The sequence below is a fragment of the Streptomyces sp. NPDC051133 genome (assembly GCF_040682635.1).
In the GTDB taxonomy this organism is placed as follows: Bacteria; Actinomycetota; Actinomycetes; order Streptomycetales; family Streptomycetaceae; genus Streptomyces.
Genome location: NZ_JBFBBK010000023.1, coordinates 83,720 through 103,701, shown reverse-complemented (window position 1 = coordinate 103,701; position 19,982 = coordinate 83,720). Strand labels below are relative to the sequence as shown.

The 19,982-nt window shown below is 74.5% G+C and carries 16 protein-coding genes and 1 riboswitch; of the genes, 15 read left to right on the top strand and 1 reads right to left on the bottom strand.

The window, feature by feature from the left end; all coding sequences use genetic code 11:
• The first annotated feature begins 84 nt into the window (after positions 1–84).
• The 9 genes from AB0N17_RS23925 (at position 85) to cobI (ending at position 12,772) form a co-directional block, all read left to right on the top strand.
• On the top strand, positions 85–1,335 hold the full coding sequence (locus AB0N17_RS23925) for an inorganic phosphate transporter (RefSeq protein WP_366013480.1): 1,251 nt from the start codon (positions 85–87) through the stop codon (positions 1,333–1,335).
• 35 nt (positions 1,336–1,370) lie between these two features.
• Entirely contained in the window at positions 1,371–1,598 is a 228-nt protein-coding gene (locus tag AB0N17_RS23920) for a hypothetical protein (RefSeq protein WP_366013479.1), read from the top strand.
• Positions 1,599–1,725: 127 nt separating this feature from the next.
• A riboswitch (cobalamin riboswitch) is annotated at positions 1,726–1,869 on the top strand.
• Positions 1,870–1,969: 100 nt separating this feature from the next.
• Complete coding sequence (locus tag AB0N17_RS23915) at positions 1,970–2,914, top strand: cobalamin biosynthesis protein (RefSeq protein WP_366013478.1); 945 nt, start codon at positions 1,970–1,972, stop codon at positions 2,912–2,914.
• Positions 2,911–4,443, top strand: coding sequence for a cobyric acid synthase (locus AB0N17_RS23910; RefSeq protein ID WP_366013477.1), 1,533 nt, complete (start codon positions 2,911–2,913; stop codon positions 4,441–4,443). The genes AB0N17_RS23915 and AB0N17_RS23910 overlap by 4 nt, the downstream gene beginning before the upstream one ends.
• On the top strand, positions 4,440–8,093 hold the full coding sequence (gene cobN / locus AB0N17_RS23905; protein WP_366013476.1) for a cobaltochelatase subunit CobN: 3,654 nt from the start codon (positions 4,440–4,442) through the stop codon (positions 8,091–8,093). The genes AB0N17_RS23910 and cobN overlap by 4 nt, the downstream gene beginning before the upstream one ends.
• Positions 8,090–10,081: a putative cobaltochelatase gene (locus AB0N17_RS23900; RefSeq protein WP_366013475.1), complete on the top strand. Its 1,992-nt coding sequence runs from the start codon at positions 8,090–8,092 to the stop codon at positions 10,079–10,081. The genes cobN and AB0N17_RS23900 overlap by 4 nt, the downstream gene beginning before the upstream one ends.
• Positions 10,081–10,680, top strand: a complete 600-nt coding sequence (gene cobO, locus AB0N17_RS23895; protein ID WP_366013474.1) for a cob(I)yrinic acid a,c-diamide adenosyltransferase — start codon at positions 10,081–10,083, stop codon at positions 10,678–10,680. Before AB0N17_RS23900 ends, cobO begins: the two co-directional genes overlap by 1 nt.
• Positions 10,677–12,026: a cobyrinate a,c-diamide synthase gene (locus AB0N17_RS23890; protein ID WP_366013473.1), complete on the top strand. Its 1,350-nt coding sequence runs from the start codon at positions 10,677–10,679 to the stop codon at positions 12,024–12,026. The genes cobO and AB0N17_RS23890 overlap by 4 nt, the downstream gene beginning before the upstream one ends.
• A complete protein-coding gene (gene cobI / locus AB0N17_RS23885; protein ID WP_366013472.1) occupies positions 12,023–12,772 on the top strand; it encodes a precorrin-2 C(20)-methyltransferase in 750 nt (249 codons plus the stop codon). The genes AB0N17_RS23890 and cobI overlap by 4 nt, the downstream gene beginning before the upstream one ends.
• A 14-nt stretch (positions 12,773–12,786) precedes the next feature.
• Here the strand turns inward: cobI and AB0N17_RS23880 are convergent, their stop codons facing one another.
• A complete protein-coding gene (locus AB0N17_RS23880) occupies positions 12,787–13,518 on the bottom strand; it encodes a ZIP family metal transporter (protein WP_366013471.1) in 732 nt (243 codons plus the stop codon).
• 116 nt (positions 13,519–13,634) lie between these two features.
• On the opposite strand from AB0N17_RS23880, the gene cobM reads away from it, so the two are divergent.
• From cobM to cobC, 6 genes are read left to right on the top strand one after another with little or no spacing between them, the layout of a single operon-like run.
• Positions 13,635–14,453 (top strand): precorrin-4 C(11)-methyltransferase, encoded by an 819-nt coding sequence (gene cobM, locus AB0N17_RS23875; RefSeq protein WP_366013470.1) that lies wholly within the window; start codon positions 13,635–13,637, stop codon positions 14,451–14,453.
• Positions 14,450–15,685, top strand: a complete 1,236-nt coding sequence (cbiE, locus tag AB0N17_RS23870) for a precorrin-6y C5,15-methyltransferase (decarboxylating) subunit CbiE (RefSeq protein WP_366013469.1) — start codon at positions 14,450–14,452, stop codon at positions 15,683–15,685. The genes cobM and cbiE overlap by 4 nt, the downstream gene beginning before the upstream one ends.
• Positions 15,682–17,373, top strand: a complete 1,692-nt coding sequence (gene cobJ / locus AB0N17_RS23865; protein WP_366013468.1) for a precorrin-3B C(17)-methyltransferase — start codon at positions 15,682–15,684, stop codon at positions 17,371–17,373. The genes cbiE and cobJ overlap by 4 nt, the downstream gene beginning before the upstream one ends.
• Entirely contained in the window at positions 17,370–17,966 is a 597-nt protein-coding gene (locus AB0N17_RS23860) for a precorrin-8X methylmutase (protein ID WP_366013467.1), read from the top strand. Before cobJ ends, AB0N17_RS23860 begins: the two co-directional genes overlap by 4 nt.
• Positions 17,963–18,880, top strand: coding sequence for a sirohydrochlorin chelatase (locus AB0N17_RS23855; protein WP_366013466.1), 918 nt, complete (start codon positions 17,963–17,965; stop codon positions 18,878–18,880). The genes AB0N17_RS23860 and AB0N17_RS23855 overlap by 4 nt, the downstream gene beginning before the upstream one ends.
• Entirely contained in the window at positions 18,870–19,949 is a 1,080-nt protein-coding gene (gene cobC / locus AB0N17_RS23850) for an Rv2231c family pyridoxal phosphate-dependent protein CobC (protein WP_366013465.1), read from the top strand. The genes AB0N17_RS23855 and cobC overlap by 11 nt, the downstream gene beginning before the upstream one ends.
• Positions 19,950–19,982 lie beyond the last annotated feature (33 nt).

Sequence of the window (19,982 nt, the reverse complement as noted above, 5' to 3'; positions counted from 1 at the left end):
ACGATGCCCGTCCCAGTTCATCTTCCGTTCACCCAGGTTGCCTACGTTCAACCAGCCAACGACCTCGAACGATTGCCTGGGTAAATGGAAAGCTTCTCGCTGATCCTCGCGATTGTGGTGGTAACCGCACTCGCGTTTGATTTCACGAACGGTTTCCACGACACCGCCAACGCGATGGCCACCACCATCTCGACGGGCGCCCTGAAGCCCAAGATCGCGGTGGTCATGTCCGCCGCTCTCAATCTGGTGGGCGCCTTCCTCTCCGTGGAGGTCGCCAACACGATCTCCAAGGGTCTCGTCGACGAGACCGGCATCCGTCCCGAGGTCATCTTCGCCGCCCTGGTCGGCGCGATCCTCTGGAACCTGCTGACCTGGCTGGTGGGCCTGCCCTCCAGCTCCTCGCACGCCCTGATGGGCGGTCTGATCGGCGCCACCGTCGCCTCGGCCGGCTTCGGTGCCGTGCACGGCGACGTGCTGGTCACCAAGGTGCTGCTGCCGGCGGTCGCCGCGCCGGTCGTGGCGGGCGTCGCCTCGATGCTGGCCACCCGCTTCTCCTACGGCATCGGCGGCAAGGCCGAGGGCGAGGCCACCCGCAAGGGCTACCGCGCCGGCCAGATCGCCTCCGCCGGACTGGTCTCCCTGGCCCACGGCACCAACGACGCCCAGAAGACGATGGGCATCATCACCCTCGCGCTGATCGCGGGCGGCGCCATCGCCCCGGGCTCCAACCCTCCCACCTGGGTGATCCTCTCCGCCGGCCTGGCCATCGCGCTCGGCACCTACATCGGCGGCTGGCGCATCATCCGCACGATGGGCACGGGCCTGACCGAGCTGGAGCCGCGCCAGGGCTTCGCCGCCCAGACCAGCGCCGCGACCGCCATCCTCGCCTCCTCCCACCTCGGCTTCTCCCTCTCCACCACGCACGTCGTCTCCGGCTCGGTGATGGGCGCGGGCCTCGGCCGCAAGGGCGGGGTGGTCCGCTGGTCCACCGCGACCCGCATGGCCGTCGCCTGGGTGCTCACCCTCCCGGCCGCCGCGCTGGTCGGCGCGGGCGCCGAGTCGGTCACCGACCTCGGTGACTGGGGCACCGCCGTCGTCGCCGTCTTCCTGGTCGCCGCGAGCGCCGCGATCTGGAAGATCTCCCGGCGCGAGGTCGTCGACCACACCAACGTCGTCGCCGGCTCCGAGGAGCCGGCCGGCGTGGTGACCACCGCCATCGCCGCGGTGACCCCGCCCCCCGCGGGCCAGATCACCGAGGACCTGAAGGCCACGATCGCGGCTCCGGCCCCCGCCGAGCCCGCGGCCCCGGCCGTCCCGCCGGCCGCCACCGTATGACCCCGGTCACCCCGGTTACTGAAGGAAGCATCCCCATGAAGATCGACTGGGCGGCCCTCGGCTCCGTCTTCGGCGTCAGCCTCGCCTTCACGGTGGGCCTGGTGGCGCTGTTCACCCTCGGCATCAACGGTCTGGCGAGGCGTGAGAAGGCCGCCGCCCAGGGCGACTCCGCCGCCCTCGCCGTCACCGGCGCCTACGTCTGCTTCGCGGCCTGCGCGGCTGCGGTGGCGTACGGCATGTACCTGATCGTGGCCAAGGCCTGATCCGGAATCACCAAGGCTCCCCTCCGTCGCCGCGGAGGGGAGCCTTTGCCATGCCCAAGGGCCCCGGGAGCCCCACTGTGTGGGGATCGGCACACTCTCCCCGTCCAGGTCAACGGCAAGTTGACGACCCTTCCGGGGGCGTGGTGGACTGCCCACGCCATGTACGGCGGCAGAAGAGGAAGCCGGTGCGAATCCGGCGCGGTCCCGCCACTGTCACCGGGGAAGAACCCCCCGGGAGCCAGGAACTCTCACCGCCGAATCTCGTCGAACCAGGGCGCGGACACCCTGAGTGAGGACCTGTATCGCCATGCTCGGCTGCCGTTCGAGGACCACCACCAGGCACGTTCCTGTTCCCACGGCCGGCTGAGCCGATGGGTGCCGATCGCTCCTACGCGTACGGCGCCGCCGCCGGCCTTCTCGGTGACCTGCTCCTCGGCGATCCGCGCCGCGGGCATCCGGTGGCCGTGTTCGGACGGGCGGCCGCGGCCGTGGAACGCGCGTTGTGGCACGACCACCGCGGCTGGGGTGCGCTGCACACCGCCGTGTGCGCCGGTGGCGCCGTCGCCCTCGGCGCGGTGGCCGCACGCGTCGTACGCCCCTCCCCCGCCGCCTCCGCCGCGCTGACCGCCGCGGCCACCTGGGCCGTCGTCGGCGGCACCTCGCTGGCCCGCGAGGCCCGCACGATCGGCCGCGCCCTGGAGGCCGGGGACGTCGAGGCCGCCCGGGCCCGGCTGCCGCACCTGTGCGGCCGGGACCCGCAGGCACTGGACGCCGACGGCATCGCCCGGGCCGTGGTCGAGTCCGTCGCCGAGAACACCTCCGACGCCGTCGTGGGCGCCCTGGTGTGGGGTGCCGTGGCGGGGGTGCCCGGGCTGCTCGGGTTCCGCGCCGTCAACACCCTGGACGCGATGGTCGGTCACAAGTCGCCCCGCCACCGGCGCTACGGCTGGGCCTCCGCGCGCCTGGACGACGTCGCCGGCTGGCCGGGGGCCCGGCTGACCGCCGTGCTCGCCGTCCTCGCCGGTCCCGATCCGCGCGGTGCCGTGCGGGCCTGGCGGGACGACGCGGCCCGGCACCCGAGCCCCAACGCCGGGCCCGTCGAGGCGTCGTTCGCGGGGGCGCTCGGGGTGCGGCTGGGCGGCACGTTGTCGTACGGCGGCCGGGTCGAGCACCGCCCGGTCCTGGGCGGGGCGGCCGGACGCGCCGTCCGGGCCACCGACATCGACCGGGCCGTACGGCTCTCCCGCCGCGTCGGCCTGCTCGCGCTCGGCGTCACCGTCGCCGCGCGCCGACTCGTGAAGGGACGTGGGAAGTGAACGGGGGTCTCCTCGTCGCCGGCACCACCTCCGACGCCGGCAAGAGCGTCGTGACGGCCGGGATCTGCCGGTGGCTGGTGCGCCAGGGCGTGAAGGTCGCGCCGTTCAAGGCGCAGAACATGTCGCTGAACTCCTTCGTGACCCGGGAGGGCGCGGAGATCGGGCGGGCCCAGGCCATGCAGGCCCAGGCGTGCCGGATCGAGCCGACCGCGCTGATGAACCCGGTGCTGCTCAAGCCGGGCGGCGAGCAGAGCAGCCAGGTGGTGCTGCTGGGCAGGCCGGTGGGCGAGATGAGCGCGCGTGGTTACCACGGCGGGGGCCAACAGCGGCTGCTGAGCACGGTGCTGGACTGCCTGGCCGAGTTGCGGGGCACGTATGACGCGGTGATCTGTGAGGGGGCGGGCTCGCCGGCGGAGATCAATCTGCGCCGGACGGACATCGTGAACATGGGGATCGCGCGGAACGCGCGGCTGCCCGTGCTGGTGGTGGGGGACATCGACCGCGGGGGCGTCTTCGCGTCCTTCTTCGGCACGGTCGCCCTGCTCTCCCCCGAGGACCAGGAGCTGATCGCCGGATTCCTGGTGAACAAGTTCCGCGGCGACGTCTCCCTGCTGGAGCCGGGCCTGGAGATGCTGCACGGCCTCACCGGGCGGCGCGCCTACGGCGTCCTGCCGTTCCGGCACGGCCTCGGCATCGACGAGGAGGACGGGCTGCGTGTCTCGCTGCGCGGCACGGTCCGCGAGTCCACCGTGGCTCCCCCGGTCGGCGCGGACGTGCTGCGGGTGGCCGTGTGCGCGATCCCGCTGATGTCCAACTTCACCGACGTGGACGCGCTGGCCGCCGAACCCGGGGTCGTGGTGCGGTTCGTGGACCGCCCGGAGGAGCTGGCGGACGCCGACCTGGCCGTCGTACCGGGCACCCGCGGCACCGTACGGGCGCTCCAGTGGCTGCGCGAGCGGGGCCTCGCCGACGCGCTCGTGCGGCGGGCCGCCGAAGGGCGGCCGGTCCTCGGCATCTGCGGTGGTTTCCAGATCCTCGGCGAGCACATCGAGGACGAGGTCGAGTCCCGCGCCGGCGCGGTCGACGGGCTCGGGGTGCTGCCCGTGCGGGTGCGGTTCGCCCGTGAGAAGACCCTCACCCGGCCGGTGGGCGAGGCCCTCGGCGAGCCGGTCGAGGGGTACGAGATCCACCACGGGGTCGCCGAAGTGACGGGCGGCGACGGGTTCATCTCCGATGACAAAGGACACAGCCTGGACGGCTGCCGGGTGGGCCAGACCTGGGGCACCCACTGGCACGGTTCGCTGGAGTCGGACGGCTTCCGGCGGGCCTTCCTGCGCGAGGTGGCCGCCGCCGCGGGCCGCCGCTTCGTGCCCGCGCCGGACACCTCCTTCGCCGCGCTGCGCGAGGAGCAGCTCGACCGGCTCGGCGACCTGATCGAACAGCACGCGGACACGGACGCGCTCTGGCGGCTCATCGAGTCGGGCGCGCCGCAAGGACTGCCTTTCATCCCACCGGGAGCGCCCGCATGAGCACAGTGTTGTTGTTGTCGACCGCCGACACGGATCTGCTGGCGGCCCGGGCCTCCGGCGCGGACTACCGGATCGGCAACCCGACCCGGGTGGACGTCGCCGGGGAGCTGCCGGGCCTGCTCGACGGCGCGGACCTCGCCGTCGTACGGCTGCTGGGCGGCAAGCGCGCCTGGGAGGAGGGGCTGGCCGCGCTGAAGGCCGCCGGGATCCCCACCGTGCTGCTGGGCGGCGAGGCCGTGCCGGACGCCGAGCTGATGGCCGAGTCGTCCGTGCCGGCCGGTGTGGTGGCGGAGGCGCTGAAGTACCTGGTCGAGGGCGGTCCCGCCAACCTGCTGGAGCTGTCCCGGTTCCTGTCGGACACCGTGCTGCTGACCGGCGAGGGGTTCGAGGAGCCGCGGAAGATGCCGGAGTTCGGCGTCCACGGCTCGTACGAGGTCCGGGACGGCCGGCCGACCGTGGGCGTGCTCTTCTACCGGGCGCACGAGCTGAGCGGCAACACCGCGTTCGTGGACACCCTGTGCGCGGCGGTCGAGGCGAAGGGCGCCAACGCCCTGCCCGTGTACTGCGGTTCGCTGCGCGGCGCGGACGCCGGGCTGTACGAGCTGCTGGGGAAGGCCGACGTGCTGGTCGCCACCGTGCTCGCGGCCGGCGGCACCCACGCCTCGCAGGCCTCGGCGGGCGGTGACGAGGAGTCCTGGGACATCGGCGCGCTGGCCGACCTGAACGTCCCGGTGCTGCAGGGGCTCTGTCTCACCTCCTCACGGGCCGCCTGGGAGGAGTCGGACGCCGCCCTCTCCCCCATGGACGCGGCGATGCAGGTCGCGATCCCGGAGTTCGACGGCCGGCTGATCACCGTGCCGTTCTCCTTCAAGGAGCAGGGCCCGGACGAGGTCCCGGTGTACGTGGCCGATCCGGAGCGGGCCGCGCGGGTGGCCGGGATCGCCCTCGGGCACGCCCGGCTGAAGCACAAGCCGAACGCCGAGAAACGGGTCGCGCTGGTCTTCACCGCGTACCCGACGAAGCACTCCCGGGTCGGCAACGCGGTCGGCCTGGACACGCCCGCGTCGGCGGTGCGGGTGCTGGACGCGCTCCGGGACGCCGGGTACGCGCTCACGCAATACCCGTCCGGCGGCGACGAGTTGATCCACCGGCTGATCGAGGCCGGCGGCCACGACGTCGAGTGGCTCACCGAGGACCAGCTGGCCGCCGCGTCCGCGCGGGTGCCGCTGGCGGACTACCGGGCCTGGTTCGACGAGCTCGACCCGGAGCTGCGGCACGCGATGACCGAGGCATGGGGCGAGCCGCCGGGCGGCCTGTACGTCGACGGCGAGGACATCGTGCTCGCCTCCCTGCGGTTCGGGAACGTCGTCGTGATGATCCAGCCGCCGCGCGGCTTCGGCGAGAACCCGATCGCGATCTACCACGACCCCGACATGCCGCCCTCGCACCACTACATGGCGGCCTACCGCTGGCTGGAGAACAGTTTCGGCGCGGACGCCGTCGTGCACATGGGCAAGCACGGCACGATGGAGTGGCTGCCGGGCAAGGGCCTGGGCCTGAGCGCCGGTTGCGCCCCGGACGCCGTCCTCGGCGACCTGCCGCTGATCTACCCGTTCATCGTGAACGACCCCGGCGAGGGCACCCAGGCCAAGCGGCGCGGGCACGCCACGGTGGTCGACCACCTGGTGCCGCCGATGGCCCGCGCCGACACCTACGGCGACCTGGCCAAGCTGGAGCAGCTGCTCGACGAGTACGCGCTCGTCTCCGACCTGGACCCGACGAAGGCCCCGGCCGTGCGCGCCCAGATCTGGACCCTGGTCAAGGCGGCCGAGCTGCACCACGACCTGCATGTGGCCGAGCAGCCGGACGACGACGAGTTCGACGAGTTCGTCATGCACATCGACGGCTACCTCTGCGAGATCAAGGACGTGCAGATCCGCGACGGCCTGCACATCCTGGGCGGCGGTCCGGTCGGCGAGCCGCGCGTGAACCTGGTGCTGGCCGTGCTGCGGGCGTCCCAGGTCTGGGGCGGCCAGGCGAACGCCCTGCCGGGGCTGCGGTCCTCGCTGGCGGCCCACTTCGGGCTGGACGAGAAGGAGCTGCTGGGCGAGCCCGGCGCCCCGGTGAAGGTGCCGGTGGAGCTGACCGACCTGGTGGCGGGGCCGGCGCGTACGGCCTCGGACGCGATCGACCTGCTGGAGCAGCTGTGCCGGCGGATCGCTGAGGGCATGGAGGAGCGGGCCTGGGACCGCGCGGCCGCCGCGGCCGTCCTGTCGGACGCGCTCGGCACCGGACTCCCGGACGCGCTCGCGGTGCTGGAGTTCGCCTGCGACGAGGTCGTCCCGCGGCTGGCGCGGACCACGGACGAGATCGGGCACATCCTGCGGGCCCTGGACGGCGGTTACGTCCCGGCCGGCCCGTCGGGGTCCCCGACGCGCGGCCTGGTGAACGTCCTGCCGACCGGCCGGAACTTCTACTCCGTCGACCCCAAGGCCATTCCGTCCCGGCTGAGCTGGGAGGTCGGGCAGTCGCTGGCCGACTCGCTCGTGCAGCGGTACCTGCAGGACACCGGCGAGTACCCGCGGTCCGTCGGCCTCACCGTGTGGGGCACGTCCGCGATGCGCACCCAGGGCGACGACATCGCCGAGATCCTGGCGCTGCTGGGCTGCCGTCCGGTGTGGGACGACGCCTCGCGCCGGGTCACCGGCTTCGAGGTGGTCCCGCTCCAGGAGCTGGGGCGGCCGCGCATCGACGTCACGGTCCGTATCTCCGGGTTCTTCCGGGACGCGTTCCCGCACGTGGTCGGGCTGATCGACGACGCGGTGCGGGCGGTGGCCGAGCTGGACGAGCCGGCGGAGGGCAACTTCGTGCGGGCGCACGCCGACGCGGACACCGCCGAGCACGGCGACCGGCGCCGCGCCACGGCCCGGATCTTCGGCTCGAAGCCCGGCGCGTACGGCGCCGGACTGCTGCCGCTGATCGACGCCCGCAACTGGCGCTCCGACGCGGACCTGGCCGAGGTGTACGCCGTCTGGGGCGGCTACGCCTACGGGCGCGGGCTCGACGGGCGGGCGGCGCGCGGCGACATGGAGACCGCGTTCCGGCGGATCGCGGTCGCGGCGAAGAACGTCGACACCCGCGAGCACGACCTGGTCGACGCCGACGACTACTTCCAGTACCACGGCGGCATGGTCGCCATGGTCCGGCACCTGACCGGCGCCAACCCCGAGGCGTACGTGGGTGACTCGGCCGTGCCCGACCAGGTCAGGACGCGCACGCTCGGCGAGGAGACGCACCGGGTCTTCCGGGCCCGCGTGGTCAACCCCCGCTGGATGGCGGCCATGCGCCGGCACGGCTACAAGGGCGCCTTCGAGATGGCGGCGACCGTGGACTACCTGTTCGGCTACGACGCCACGGCGGGCGTGGTCGACGACTGGATGTACGAGAAGCTCAGCGCGGAGTACGTCTTCGATCCGGAGAACCGGGACTTCATGAAGAAGTCCAACCCGTGGGCGCTGCGCGGTATCACCGAGCGGCTCCTGGAGGCCGCCGACCGCGGCCTGTGGGCGGAGCCGGACGCGGACACGCTGGAGCGGCTGCGCGCCACCTACCTGGAACTGGAAGGCGACTTGGAGGGCGACGACCAGTGAACACCCCCTTCCCCTTCACGGCCGTCGTCGGCCAGGACGACCTGCGGCTCGCGCTGCTGCTGAACGCCGTCTCCCCGGCGGTCGGCGGTGTGCTGGTGCGCGGCGAGAAGGGCACCGCCAAGTCGACGGCCGTACGCGCCCTGTCGGCGCTGCTGCCGGCGGTGGCCGTGGTCCCCGGCTGCCGGTTCTCCTGCGACCCGGCGGCACCGGACCCGTCCTGTCCCGACGGCCCGCACGAGCCGGGTCCGGGCGCCGGGCGGCCCGCCCGGATGGTCGAGCTGCCCGTCGGCGCCTCCGAGGACCGGCTGGTCGGCGCCCTGGACATCGAGCGGGCGCTCGCCGAGGGCGTGAAGGCGTTCGAGCCGGGCCTGCTGGCCGACGCGCACCGCGGGATCCTGTACGTCGACGAGGTCAACCTGCTCCACGACCACCTGGTCGACCTGCTGCTGGACGCGGCGGCGATGGGCGCCTCGTACGTGGAGCGCGAGGGCGTCTCCGTACGGCACGCCTCGAAGTTCCTGCTGGTCGGCACCATGAACCCCGAGGAGGGCGAGCTGCGTCCGCAGCTGCTGGACCGGTTCGGGCTGACCGTGGAGGTCGCCGCCTCGCGGGAGCCGGACCAGCGGGTCGAGGTGGTGCGGCGCCGGCTGGCGTACGACGACGATCCGGCCGGCTTCGCCGCGCGGTGGGCCGGGGAGGAGACGGCCGTACGGCAACGGATCGTGGCGGCGCGGGAGTTGCTGCCGCAGGTGCGGCTGGGCGACGGCGCGCTCAGGCAGATCGCGGCGACCTGCGCGGCCTTCGAGGTGGACGGCATGCGCGCCGACATCGTGATGGCGCGTACGGCGACCGCGCTCGCCGCGTGGGCCGGGCGGACCGATGTCCTCGCCGAGGACGTGCGGCAGGCCGCGCTGCTCGCGCTGCCGCACCGCAGGCGCCGTAACCCGTTCGACGCGCCGGGGCTGGACGAGGACAAGCTGGACGAGACCCTGGAGCAGTTCTCCGGGGAGGACGAGGGCGACGACGATCCCGGTCCGGACGGCCCCGGTGGGGGCGGCGGGCAGCCGGCGCCCGACGACGGTCCCCAGGGCGGCGGGGACACGTCCGCGCGCCCGGAGGCCGGTGAGGACGGCGAGCCGCAGGCGTCCGGCGGCCGGGAGCAGTCCGCCGTGCGGGCCGCCGAGCCCTTCCGCACCAAGGTGCTGAGCGTCCCCGGCATCGGCGAGGGCGCCGCCGGGCGGCGGTCGCGGGCGCGCACCGAGCACGGGCGGACGACGGGTGCCCGGCGGCCCCGGGGCGCGCTGACCAAGCTGCACCTGGCGGCCACCGTGCAGGCCGCCGCCCCGCACCAGCGGGCGCGCGGCCGCTCCGGGCCGGGGCTGGTGATCCGCCGGGACGATCTGCGGCAGGCCGGCCGGGAGGGGCGCGAGGGCAACCTGGTGCTGTTCGTGGTGGACGCCTCCGGATCGATGGCGGCGCGGCAGCGGATGAGCGCCGTGAAGGGTGCCGTGCTGTCGCTGCTCCTCGACGCCTACCAGCGGCGGGACAAGGTGGGGCTGGTGACGTTCCGCGGGTCCGCCGCGGAGGTGGCGCTGCCGCCGACCTCGTCCGTGGACGCGGCGGCGGCCCGGCTGGAGTCGCTGCCGACCGGTGGCCGTACGCCGCTGGCGGCCGGGCTGCTCAAGGCGCACGAGGTGCTGCGCGTGGAGCGGCTGCGGGACCCGGCGCGGCGGGCGCTGGTCGTGGTGGTGACGGACGGGCGGGCCACCGGTGGCCCGGAGCCGGTCGCGCTGGCCGGCCGTGCGGCCCGGCTGTTCGCGGCCGAGCAGGTCGCCTCGGTCGTCGTGGACTGCGAGTCGGGGCCGGTGCGGCTGGGGCTCGCCGGGCAGCTCGCGGGTGAGCTGGGCGGGACGGCGGTGACGCTCGACGAGTTGCGGGCGGACGCGATCGCCGGACTGGTGAAGGACGTACAGAGGAGGGCCGCGTAATGCCGCAGGGACAGCCGAGTGCCGTGCCGGACGACGGTCTGACGACCCGGCAGCGCCGGAACCGGCCGCTGGTCGTGGTGCACACGGGCGTCGGCAAGGGCAAGTCCACCGCCGCGTTCGGGCTCGCGCTGCGCGCCTGGAACCAGGGGTGGCCGATCGGGGTGTTCCAGTTCGTCAAGTCGGCGAAGTGGAAGGTCGGCGAGGAGAACGCTCTGCGGGTGCTCGGCGCCTCCGGCGAGGGCGGGGCCGTCGACTGGCACAAGATGGGCGAGGGCTGGTCGTGGGTCCAGCGGGACGCCCAGATGGACAACGAGGAGAAGGCCCGGGAGGGCTGGGAGCAGGTCAAGCGTGACCTGGCGGCCGAGACGTACCGGCTGTACGTGCTGGACGAGTTCGCCTACCCCATGCACTGGGGGTGGGTGGACACGGACGAGGTCGTGGACGTGCTGCGGAACCGGCCCGGTACCCAGCATGTGGTGATCACCGGGCGCAACGCCCCGGAGAAGCTGGTGGAGTTCGCCGACCTCGTGACCGACATGTCCAAGGTCAAGCACCCCATGGACGCGGGGCAGAAGGGCCAGAAGGGCATCGAGTGGTGACGTCGTCGGTGCCTCGGCTGGTCGTCGCCGCGCCCTCCTCGGGCAGCGGCAAGACCACCGTCGCCACGGGGCTGATGGCCGCGTTCGCCGCGCGGGGGCTCGCCGTGTCCCCGCACAAGGTCGGGCCGGACTACATCGACCCCGGGTATCACGCGCTCGCGACCGGGCGGGCGGGGCGCAACCTGGACGCGTACCTGTGCGGTCCCGGGCTGGTCGCCCCGCTGTTCCTGCACGGGGCGCGGGGCTGCGGCCTCGCCGTCGTCGAGGGCGTGATGGGGCTGTACGACGGGGCGGCGGGCGAGGGCGAACTCGCGTCCACCGCCCACGTGGCCAAGCTGCTGCGGGCGCCGGTGGTGCTGGTCGTGGACGCGTCGTCGCAGTCGCGGTCGGTGGCGGCGCTGGTGCACGGGTTCGCCTCCTGGGATCCGCAAGTCCGGGTCGGGGGCGTCATTCTGAACAAGGTGGGGTCCGACCGGCACGAGTCGCTGCTGCGGGAGGCCCTGGACTCGGCGGGGGTGCCCGTTCTGGGCGTGCTGCGGCGGGTCGATCAGGTGGACACGCCGTCCCGCCATCTGGGGCTGGTGCCGGTCGCCGAGCGGCGCTCCGACGCGGTCGACGCCGTCGGGGCGATGGCCGCGCAGGTGGAGCGCGGGTGCGACCTCGACGCTCTGCTGGGGCTGGCTCGGAGTGCGGGGGACCTGTCGTGCGCCGCGTGGGAACCTCCTGTCACCACGACGGGGGAACGTGCGGTGGTCGCCGTCGCCGGCGGGTCCGCGTTCACCTTCTCCTACGCCGAGCACGCCGAGCTGCTCACCGCCGCCGGTGCCGAGGTCGTGACCTTCGATCCGCTGCGGGACGAGCGACTGCCCGAGGGAACGGCCGGGCTGGTCATCGGGGGCGGTTTCCCCGAGGTGTACGCCGGTGAGCTGTCCGCCAATGAGCCCCTGCGCAAGGCCGTCGCCGAACTGGCCCTGAGCGGCGCCCCGGTGGCCGCCGAGTGCGCCGGCCTGCTCTACCTGTGCCGCGAGCTGGACGGGCGGCCCATGTGCGGGGTGCTGGACGCCACCGCGCGAATGACGGAACGGCTGACCCTGGGCTACCGGGACGCCGTGGCCGTCGGGGACAGTGTGCTGGCCGTCGCCGGGACGCGGATGCGGGGGCACGAGTTCCACCGCACGGTCGTCGAGCCGGGTGCCGGGGCCGCCCCCGCCTGGGGGGTGCGGGCTCCCGCACGGCGGGTCGAAGGATTCGTACAGCAGGGCGTGCACGCGAGTTATCTGCACACGCACTGGGCGTCCGAGCCCGGTGTCGCCCGTCGGTTCGTCGAGAGGTGCCGGACGTCATGAGCAGCAGGCTGGTCGGAGTCGGGGTCGGTCCCGGGGATCCGGAGCTGGTGACCGTCAAGGGGGTCAACGCCCTGCGGGCCGCCGAGGTCGTCGTCGTACCCGTCATGGCCGCGCCCGACGGAAAGGACGGCGGCGAGCCGGGCCGGGCCGAGGCGACCGTGTTGCACTACGTGCCCGAGGACAAGGTCGTCCGGGTGGTGTTCGCGCTGAACGAGCGGACCGACCGGACGCGCCGGGAGGCCGCGTGGGACGCGGCGGGCGAGCGGGTCGCCGGGCTGCTGCGGCGGCACGGGTCCGTCGCCTTCGCCACCATCGGCGACCCCAACGTGTACTCGACGTTCACCTATCTCGCGCAGACGATCGCCGAGCTGGTGCCGGGGGTCGTGGTGGAGACCGTGCCCGGGATCACCGCCATGCAGGATCTCGCGGCGCGCTCCGGTGCCGTGCTGACCGAGGGCACCGAGCCGCTGACGCTGGTGCCGGTCACCGCGGGGTCGGCCGTGCTGAAGGACGCGCTGGCCGGGCCCGGAACCGTGGTCGCGTACAAGTTCGGGCGGCAGGCCGCCGAGGTCGCCGAGGCGCTGGCGGAGACCGGGCGGCTCGGGGAGGCGGTGTGGGGGTCGGCGCTGGGTCTGCCGGAGGAGTCGGTGCGGCCGGCCGCCGAGCTGGACGGGACGCCGCTGCCGTACCTGTCGACGCTGATCGCCCCGCCCCGGCGCGACGGCGGGCGGGGCGGGAAGCTGTGACAGGGCGGACCCGGTCAGGCGGAGAGGCCCACGACCAGCCAGATGAACGCGGCGCCCGCCACCGTGCACAGCAGGGTGGAGCGCGCCGGGTGCTCGTGATGGGCCTCGGGCAGGATCTCGGCGGCGGCGAGGTAGAGCAGGACGCCGCCGAAGAGGCCCAGATAGCCGCCGAGCACCGGTTCGGGGATGTGGAAGAAGACGGTCGACAGCGCGCCCAGCAGGGGTGCGCAGGCGTCGGCCACCAGCATGCCTATCGCCCGGCGGCGCGCGTTGCCGTACAGGCTCGTGATGGTGAACGTGTTGAACCCGTCGGCGAAGTCGTGGGCGATCACGGCGAGCGCGACGGCCGTGGCCATGCCGCTTCCCACCTGGAAGGCCGCGCCGATCGCCACGCCGTCCATGGCGCTGTGCCCCACCATCGCCCCGGCCGCCGTCAGGCCCACCTCGGGCGCCCGGTGGTCATGTCCCTCTGCGCCGCCGTGCGCGGCCTGCCGGGCGGCCAGCGTGCGCTCCACCAGATGGGCCACGAGGAAGCCGGTCACGAACAGCAGCAGGGCGGCGGGTACGCCGAAGATCTTGCGGTCGGCCGCGGCGAGCGCCTCCGGCAGCAGGTCCAGGCCGACCACGCCCAGCATCAGACCGCCGGCCAGGCCCAGGACCAGGTGCCGACGGTCGGTCACGCGCTGAGCCGTCCAGCCGCCGGCCAGCGTCATCAGGAACGCGCCGAGCGCGACGAAGACCGCCATAGGCCCTTGCTATCCGATGGAGGCGGCTTCGCGCACATCCGGCGCCTCCCGCACTCCCCCACATCCTGACATTTCGCCCGTTGCTGACGTGTTCCCGTACGAGAGGACCCCTTCCCATGGCCGATGCCCCCACCGGCAAGGTGACGTTCGTCGGTGCCGGCCCCGGCGCCGCCGATCTGCTGACGTTCCGTGCCGCGCGCGCGATCGCCGAGGCGGACGTGGTGATCTGGGCGGCGAGCCTGGTCCAGGCCGAGGTTCTCGAGCACGCGCGCGAGGACGCGGAGATCCTGGACTCGGCGACCATGTCCCTGGAGGACGTCGTCGCCGTCTACCGGCGCGCCCGCGCCGAGGGCCTGAAGGTCGCGCGCATCCACTCCGGCGACCCGGCGCTGTGGGGCGGGACGCAGGAGCAGCTGGACCGGTGCGCGGAGGTGGGGATCGCGACCGAGGTCGTGCCGGGCGTCTCCTCGTTCTCCGCCGTGGCCGCGCTCGCGCAGCGCGAGCTGACCATCCCCGAGGTCGCGCAGTCCGTGGTGCTCACCCGGCTGGGCGGCGGCAAGACGCCGATGCCGCCCGGCGAGGAGGTGCGCGAGTTCGCCCGGCACGGCACCACCATGGCCGTCTTCCTGTCGGCGGCGCGCAGCGGGCAGCTGGTGCGCGAGCTGCTGGAGGGCGGCTACCCGACCGACACCCCGGTCGTCGTCGCCTACCAGGCCACCTGGCCGGAGGAGCTGGTCGTGAAGTGCACGATCGGCACCCTGGAGGAGACGGTCAAGGAGCACAAGCTCTGGAAGCACACGCTGTTCCTGGTCGGCCCGGCGCTCGACGCGCACGGCACCCGTTCGCACCTGTACCACCCGGGGCACTTCCACGGCTACCGCAAGGCCGACCCGGAGGCCCGGCGGGCGCTGCGTGAGCGCGGGGCGAGCAGTTGATCACGGTCGTCGGCACGGGCACCGGAGCACCGGTCCCGCGGGGCGTCACGGACGGGGCCGCCCTCGTCGTCGGCGGGCGGCGGCACCTGGACGCCGTAGGGCTGCCCGAGGGCGCCGAGCGGATCGTGCTCGGAGCGCTGGCGCCCGCCCTGGACCGGATCGCGGAGTACGTCGGCAAGGAGCTGCCGGTTGTCGTCCTGGCCTCCGGGGATCCCGGGTTCTTCGGGATCGTGCGGGCGCTGGCGGAGCGGTTCGGGCCGGGGCTGCTGGACGTGCGGCCGGGGGTGTCCTCCGTGGCCACCGCCTTCGCGCGGACCGGGCTGCCCTGGGACGACGCGGTCGTCGTCAGCGCGCACGGCCGGGATCTGCGTACGGCCGTCCACGCGTGCCGGGCCCACCCCAAGGTGGCCGTCCTCACCGGCCCCGGAGCCGGGCCCGCCGAGCTGGGCGCGGCGCTCGACGGCGGTGACCGGGTCCTCGTCGTGGGGAGCGCCCTCGGCGATCCGCTGCGGGAGCGCGTGGAGCGGGTGACGCCGGCCGAGGCGGCGGCCCGGGACTGGGGCACGGCGGTGAGCGTGGTGCTGTGCCTGGACGAGGCGCGGGCGCTCGGCGCGGTGCGCACGGTCGCCGGAGCGGCGGCCCGGCCCGCCCGGTGGGCGCTCGACGAGAGCGAGTTCGCGCACCGGGACTCGATGATCACCAAGTTCGAGGTGCGGGCGCTGGCCCTGGCCCGGCTCGGGCCGCGCCTGGGCGACCTGGTGTGGGACGTGGGGGCCGGGTCGGGCTCGGTGGCGGTGGAGTGCGCGCGGCTCGGCGCCGCCGTCGTCGCCGTCGAGCGGACCGCGGACGGGGTGGAGCGCATCCACGCCAACGCGCGCGCCCACGGCGTCGACGTGCGGGTGGTGCACGGCCCGGCGCCCGCCGCCCTGGAGGGGCTGGCCGATCCCGACGCGGTGTTCGTCGGCGGCGGGGGGCGCGAGCTGCCCGGCATCGTCACCGCGTGCGCCCGGCGGGCCCGGCGGACGGTCGTCGTCGCCATGGCCGCCCTGGACCGGGTGCCCGCGGCGCGTGAGGCGCTCACGGCCGCCGGGTTCACCTGCGACGGGGTGCTGCTGCAGTCGTCGCGGCTGGCGCCGCTGCCGGGCGACGTCACCCGGCTCGCGGCGACCAATCCTGTGTTCCTGCTCTGGGGCGTGAGAACCCCGGCGCCTACCGAAGGAGTTGACCAGTGATCGGCCTCATTTCCGCCACCGCGGCGGGGGCGGCGGCGCGGGACCGGCTGGCCGCGGCCTGGCCGGACCGGACGCGGGTGTACGAGGGTCCCGTCGGTCAGGCCGTACGGGCCGCGTTCGCCGAGTGCGAGCAGCTGGTCTGCTTCCTGGCGACCGGCGCGGTGGTCCGGCTGCTCGCCCCGCTGCTCGGCGACAAGACGGCCGACCCGGGCGTGGTGTGCGTGGACGAGGGCGGCCGGTTCGCGGTGTCGCTGCTCGGCGGCCACGGCGGCGGCGCCAACGAACTCGCCCGTGAGGTCGGGGAGTCGCTGGGGGCCGAGCCGGTGGTGACGACCGCGACGGACGCCGTCGGGCTGCCGGGCCTGGACACGCTGGGCCTGTCCTGGGAGGGCTCGGTCGCGGTGGTCTCCCGGGCGCTGCTGGACGGCGAACCGGTGGCCCTGGAGACCGAGGTGGCGTGGCCGCTGCCCGCGCTGCCGACCGCGCCGCGGGGGTCGTACACCATCCGGCTCACCGACCGGGACGTCGCACCGGGCGAGCGGGAGGTGCTGCTCAGGCCGCCGTCCCTGGTGGCCGGCGTCGGCGCGTCGAAGGGTGCGCCGGCCGAGGAGGTGCTCGGGCTGGTCGAGCGGGCACTGGCCGAGGCCGGACTGTCGGCCAGGTCGCTCGCCGAACTCGCCACCGTGGACGCCAAGGCGGAGGAGCCCGGCATCGTGGCCGCCGCCGAGCGGCTCGGAGTGCCCCTGGTGACGTACTCCGCCGAGGAGCTGGCCGCCGTCGCGGTGCCCAACCCGTCCGACGCGCCCCTCGCGGCCGTCGGCACGCCGTCCGTGGCGGAGGCCGCCGCCCTGGTCCGGGGCGGTGAACTCGTCGTCCCCAAGCGGAAGTCCGAGCGCGCCGACGGCCGGCCGGCGATGGCGACCTGTGCCGTGGCGCGGCGGCCGGGGCGCGGGCGGCTCGCGGTGGTCGGGCTCGGGCCGGGCGCCCGGGACCTGCTCACCCCGCGCGCGGCGGACGAGCTGCGGCGGGCCTCGGTGCTCGTCGGGCTCGACCAGTACGTCGACCAGATCCGCGATCTGCTGCGGCCCGGCACCCGGGTGCTGGAGTCGGGGCTCGGCGCCGAGGAGGAGCGGGCGCGCACGGCGGTCGCGGAGGCCCGCAAGGGGCACGCGGTGGCGCTGATCGGCAGCGGGGACGCGGGCGTGTACGCCATGGCCTCCCCCGCGCTCGCCGAGGCGTCCGACGACATCGACGTGGTCGGGGTGCCCGGGGTGACGGCCGCATTGGCCGCCGGGGCGATCCTCGGCGCGCCGCTCGGCCACGACCATGTGTCGATCTCGCTGTCCGACCTGCACACGCCGTGGGAGGTCATCGAGCGCCGGGTGCGCGCGGCGGCCGAGGCGGACATCGTGGTCACCTTCTACAACCCGCGCTCCCGGGGCCGCGACTGGCAGCTGCCCAAGGCGCTCGCGATCCTCGCCGGGCACCGGGAGCCGGCGACCCCCGTGGGCGTCGTCCGCAACGCGTCCCGGCCGGACGGGTCGAGCCGGGTGACCACGCTCGCCGAACTCGACCCGGCGACGGTCGACATGATGACGGTCGTGACCGTGGGCAACACCGCGACCCGGATCATCGCGGGCCGCATGGTGACCCCGCGCGGCTACCGCTGGCAGGAGGAGCCGAAGTGAACGGTGCGGCCCGTGTGGTCCATCCCATCGAGGAGGAGTCCTACCGGCGGCTGCGCGCCCGCCTGGACACCTCGCACTTCCCGCCGCTGACCCGGGCGGTGGTGGAGCGCGTCATCCACTCCGCCGCCGACCTGGAGTACGCCTCCGACCTGGTCATGGACGAGGAGGACCTGGTGAAGGCGCACGCGGCGCTGCACGCCGGGGCGCCGGTCGTCGTGGACGTCGAGATGGTCGGGGCCGGCATCACGCGCCGGGAGACCGTCTGCCGGCTGAAGGACGCCACGGCCGGCCCCGGACTGACCCGTTCGGCGCACGGGATCCGGCTCGCCTACGAACAGGTCGGGCCCGGCGCCCTCTGGGTGATCGGCAACGCCCCGACCGCCCTGGAGGAGCTGCTCACCCTGGACGCCTCCCCCGCGCTCGTCATCGGCCTGCCCGTCGGTTTCGTCGGAGCGGTCGAGTCCAAGGCCGCGTTGCGCGAGAGCGGGCTGCCCGCCGTGAGCAACGTGTCCGAGAAGGGCGGGTCGGCGGTCGCCTCCGCCGCGCTCAACGCCCTGCTGTACCACCCCGTTTCGTCTGAGGAGATCTCGTGACCACCCCGCCCGCCCTGCTCATCGCCGGACACGGCACCCGTGACGACGCCGGCGCCGAGGCGTTCCGCGACTTCGTCCGGGAGCTGGGCCGCCGCCACCCCGAGCTGCCCGTCGCGGGCGGCTTCATCGAACTGTCCCCGCCGCCGCTGGGCGAGGCCGTCACCGAGCTGGTGGAGCGGGGTGTGCGCCGGTTCGCGGCCGTGCCGCTGATGCTGGTGTCCGCCGGGCACGCCAAGGGGGACATCCCGGCCGCGCTGGCCCGCGAGAAGGAACGGCACCCGGGGATCTCGTACACCTACGGCCGTCCGCTGGGCCCGCACCCGGCGCTGCTGAACGTGCTGGAGCGGCGGCTGGACGAGGTGCTGGGCGACACGGACCGCTCGGAGGTGACCGTGCTGCTGGTCGGGCGCGGCTCGACCGACCCCGACGCCAACGCCGAGGTGCACAAGGCCGCCCGGCTGCTGTGGGAGGGGCGCGGGTACGCCGGTGTGGAGACGGCGTTCGTGTCGCTGGCGGCGCCGGACGTGCCGAGCGGACTGGACCGTTGCGCGAGGCTGGGCGCCCGGCGGATCGCCGTCCTCCCCTACTTCCTGTTCACCGGGATCCTGCCGGACCGGGTACGGCGGCAGACCGAGGAGTGGGCGGCCGCGCACCCGGAGACCGAGGTGCGGTCGGCCGACGTCATCGGGCCCGAGCCGGAGCTGCTGGACCTGGTGATGGAGCGGTACGCGGAGGCCGTCAAGGGTGATCTGCGCATGAACTGCGACTCGTGCGTGTACCGGATCGCGCTGCCGGGCTTCGAGGACAAGGTGGGGCTGCCGCAGCAGCCGCACTTCCACCCGGACGACGACGACCACCACCACGGGCACGGGCACCACCATCACGGGGGGCACTCGCACAGTCATGCGCACTGACGACACGGGGCCGGATCTGCGTCATCACGGGGACGCCGAGGTGCGCGACGACGGGGCGCGGCTGGTCGACCTCGCCGTCAACGTCCGCGCGGACACCCCTCCGCAGTGGCTGCGGCAGGAGATCGCCGGCTCGCTGTCGTCCCTCGCGGCCTACCCCGACGGGCGGGCCGCGCGGGCGGCGGTGGCGGCGCGGCACGGGCTGCCGGCGGAGCGGGTGCTGCTGACGGCGGGGGCGGCGGAGGCGTTCGTGCTGCTCGCCCGGGCCCTGAAGGTGCGGCGGCCGGTGGTCGTGCACCCGCAGTTCACCGAGCCGGAGGCGGCGCTGCGGGACGCGGGGCACTCCGTGGACCGGGTGCTGCTGCGGGAGGAGGACGGGTTCCGGCTGGATCCGGCGGCCGTGCCGGAGGACGCCGACCTGATCGTGATCGGCAACCCGACCAACCCGACGTCGGTCCTGCATCCGGCCGCTTCGATCGCCCGGCTGGCCCGGCCCGGGCGGACGCTGGTCGTCGACGAGGCGTTCATGGACGCGGTGCCGGGCGAGCGGGAGGCGCTGGCCGGACGGACCGACGTGCCGGGTCTCGTGGTGCTGCGCAGCCTCACCAAGACGTGGGGGCTGGCCGGGCTGCGCATCGGGTACGTGCTGGCTCCCGCGGAGATCGTCGCCGAGCTGGAGCGGGTCCAGCCGCTGTGGCCGGTGTCGACGCCGGCGCTGACCGCGGCCGCGGCGTGCGTGGCGCCGCGGGCGCTGGCGGAGGCCGGACACGCGGCGCACCGGATCGCGGCGGACCGGGCCCATCTGGTGGCGGGGCTCGCCGAGTTCGCCCAGTGGGGCGTACGGGTGGCGGGGCCGGCGGAGGGACCGTTCGTGCTGGTCCGTATGGCGGGGGCCGCCGCGGTACGGCACCGGTTGCGTGAGCTGGGCTACGCCGTGCGGCGGGGGGACACGTTTCCGGGGCTCGGTGAGGACTGGATCCGGATCGCCGTCCGCGACCGGGCCACGGTGAACGGGTTCCTGGAAGCACTGCGGGGTTCTCTCGGCCGGGAAGCCGCCCCCCACCCGGCGTGACGGCGCCCGGGCGGGGAGCGGCCGGGGGCGTAC

What these genes read in the sequence shown, in the direction of transcription:
- cobC (WP_366013465.1), top strand. Translation starts at nt 18,870, where the DNA reads ATGCGCACTGACGACACGGGGCCGGATCTGCGTCATCACGGGGACGCC.
- cobM (WP_366013470.1), top strand. Translation starts at nt 13,635, where the DNA reads ATGGCCGATGCCCCCACCGGCAAGGTGACGTTCGTCGGTGCCGGCCCC.
- AB0N17_RS23925 (WP_366013480.1), top strand. Translation starts at nt 85, where the DNA reads ATGGAAAGCTTCTCGCTGATCCTCGCGATTGTGGTGGTAACCGCACTC.
- cobI (WP_366013472.1), top strand. Translation starts at nt 12,023, where the DNA reads ATGAGCAGCAGGCTGGTCGGAGTCGGGGTCGGTCCCGGGGATCCGGAG.
- AB0N17_RS23880 (WP_366013471.1), bottom strand. Translation starts at nt 13,518, where the DNA reads ATGGCGGTCTTCGTCGCGCTCGGCGCGTTCCTGATGACGCTGGCCGGC.
- AB0N17_RS23915 (WP_366013478.1), top strand. Translation starts at nt 1,970, where the DNA reads ATGGGTGCCGATCGCTCCTACGCGTACGGCGCCGCCGCCGGCCTTCTC.
- cobO (WP_366013474.1), top strand. Translation starts at nt 10,081, where the DNA reads ATGCCGCAGGGACAGCCGAGTGCCGTGCCGGACGACGGTCTGACGACC.
- AB0N17_RS23920 (WP_366013479.1), top strand. Translation starts at nt 1,371, where the DNA reads ATGAAGATCGACTGGGCGGCCCTCGGCTCCGTCTTCGGCGTCAGCCTC.
- cobN (WP_366013476.1), top strand. Translation starts at nt 4,440, where the DNA reads ATGAGCACAGTGTTGTTGTTGTCGACCGCCGACACGGATCTGCTGGCG.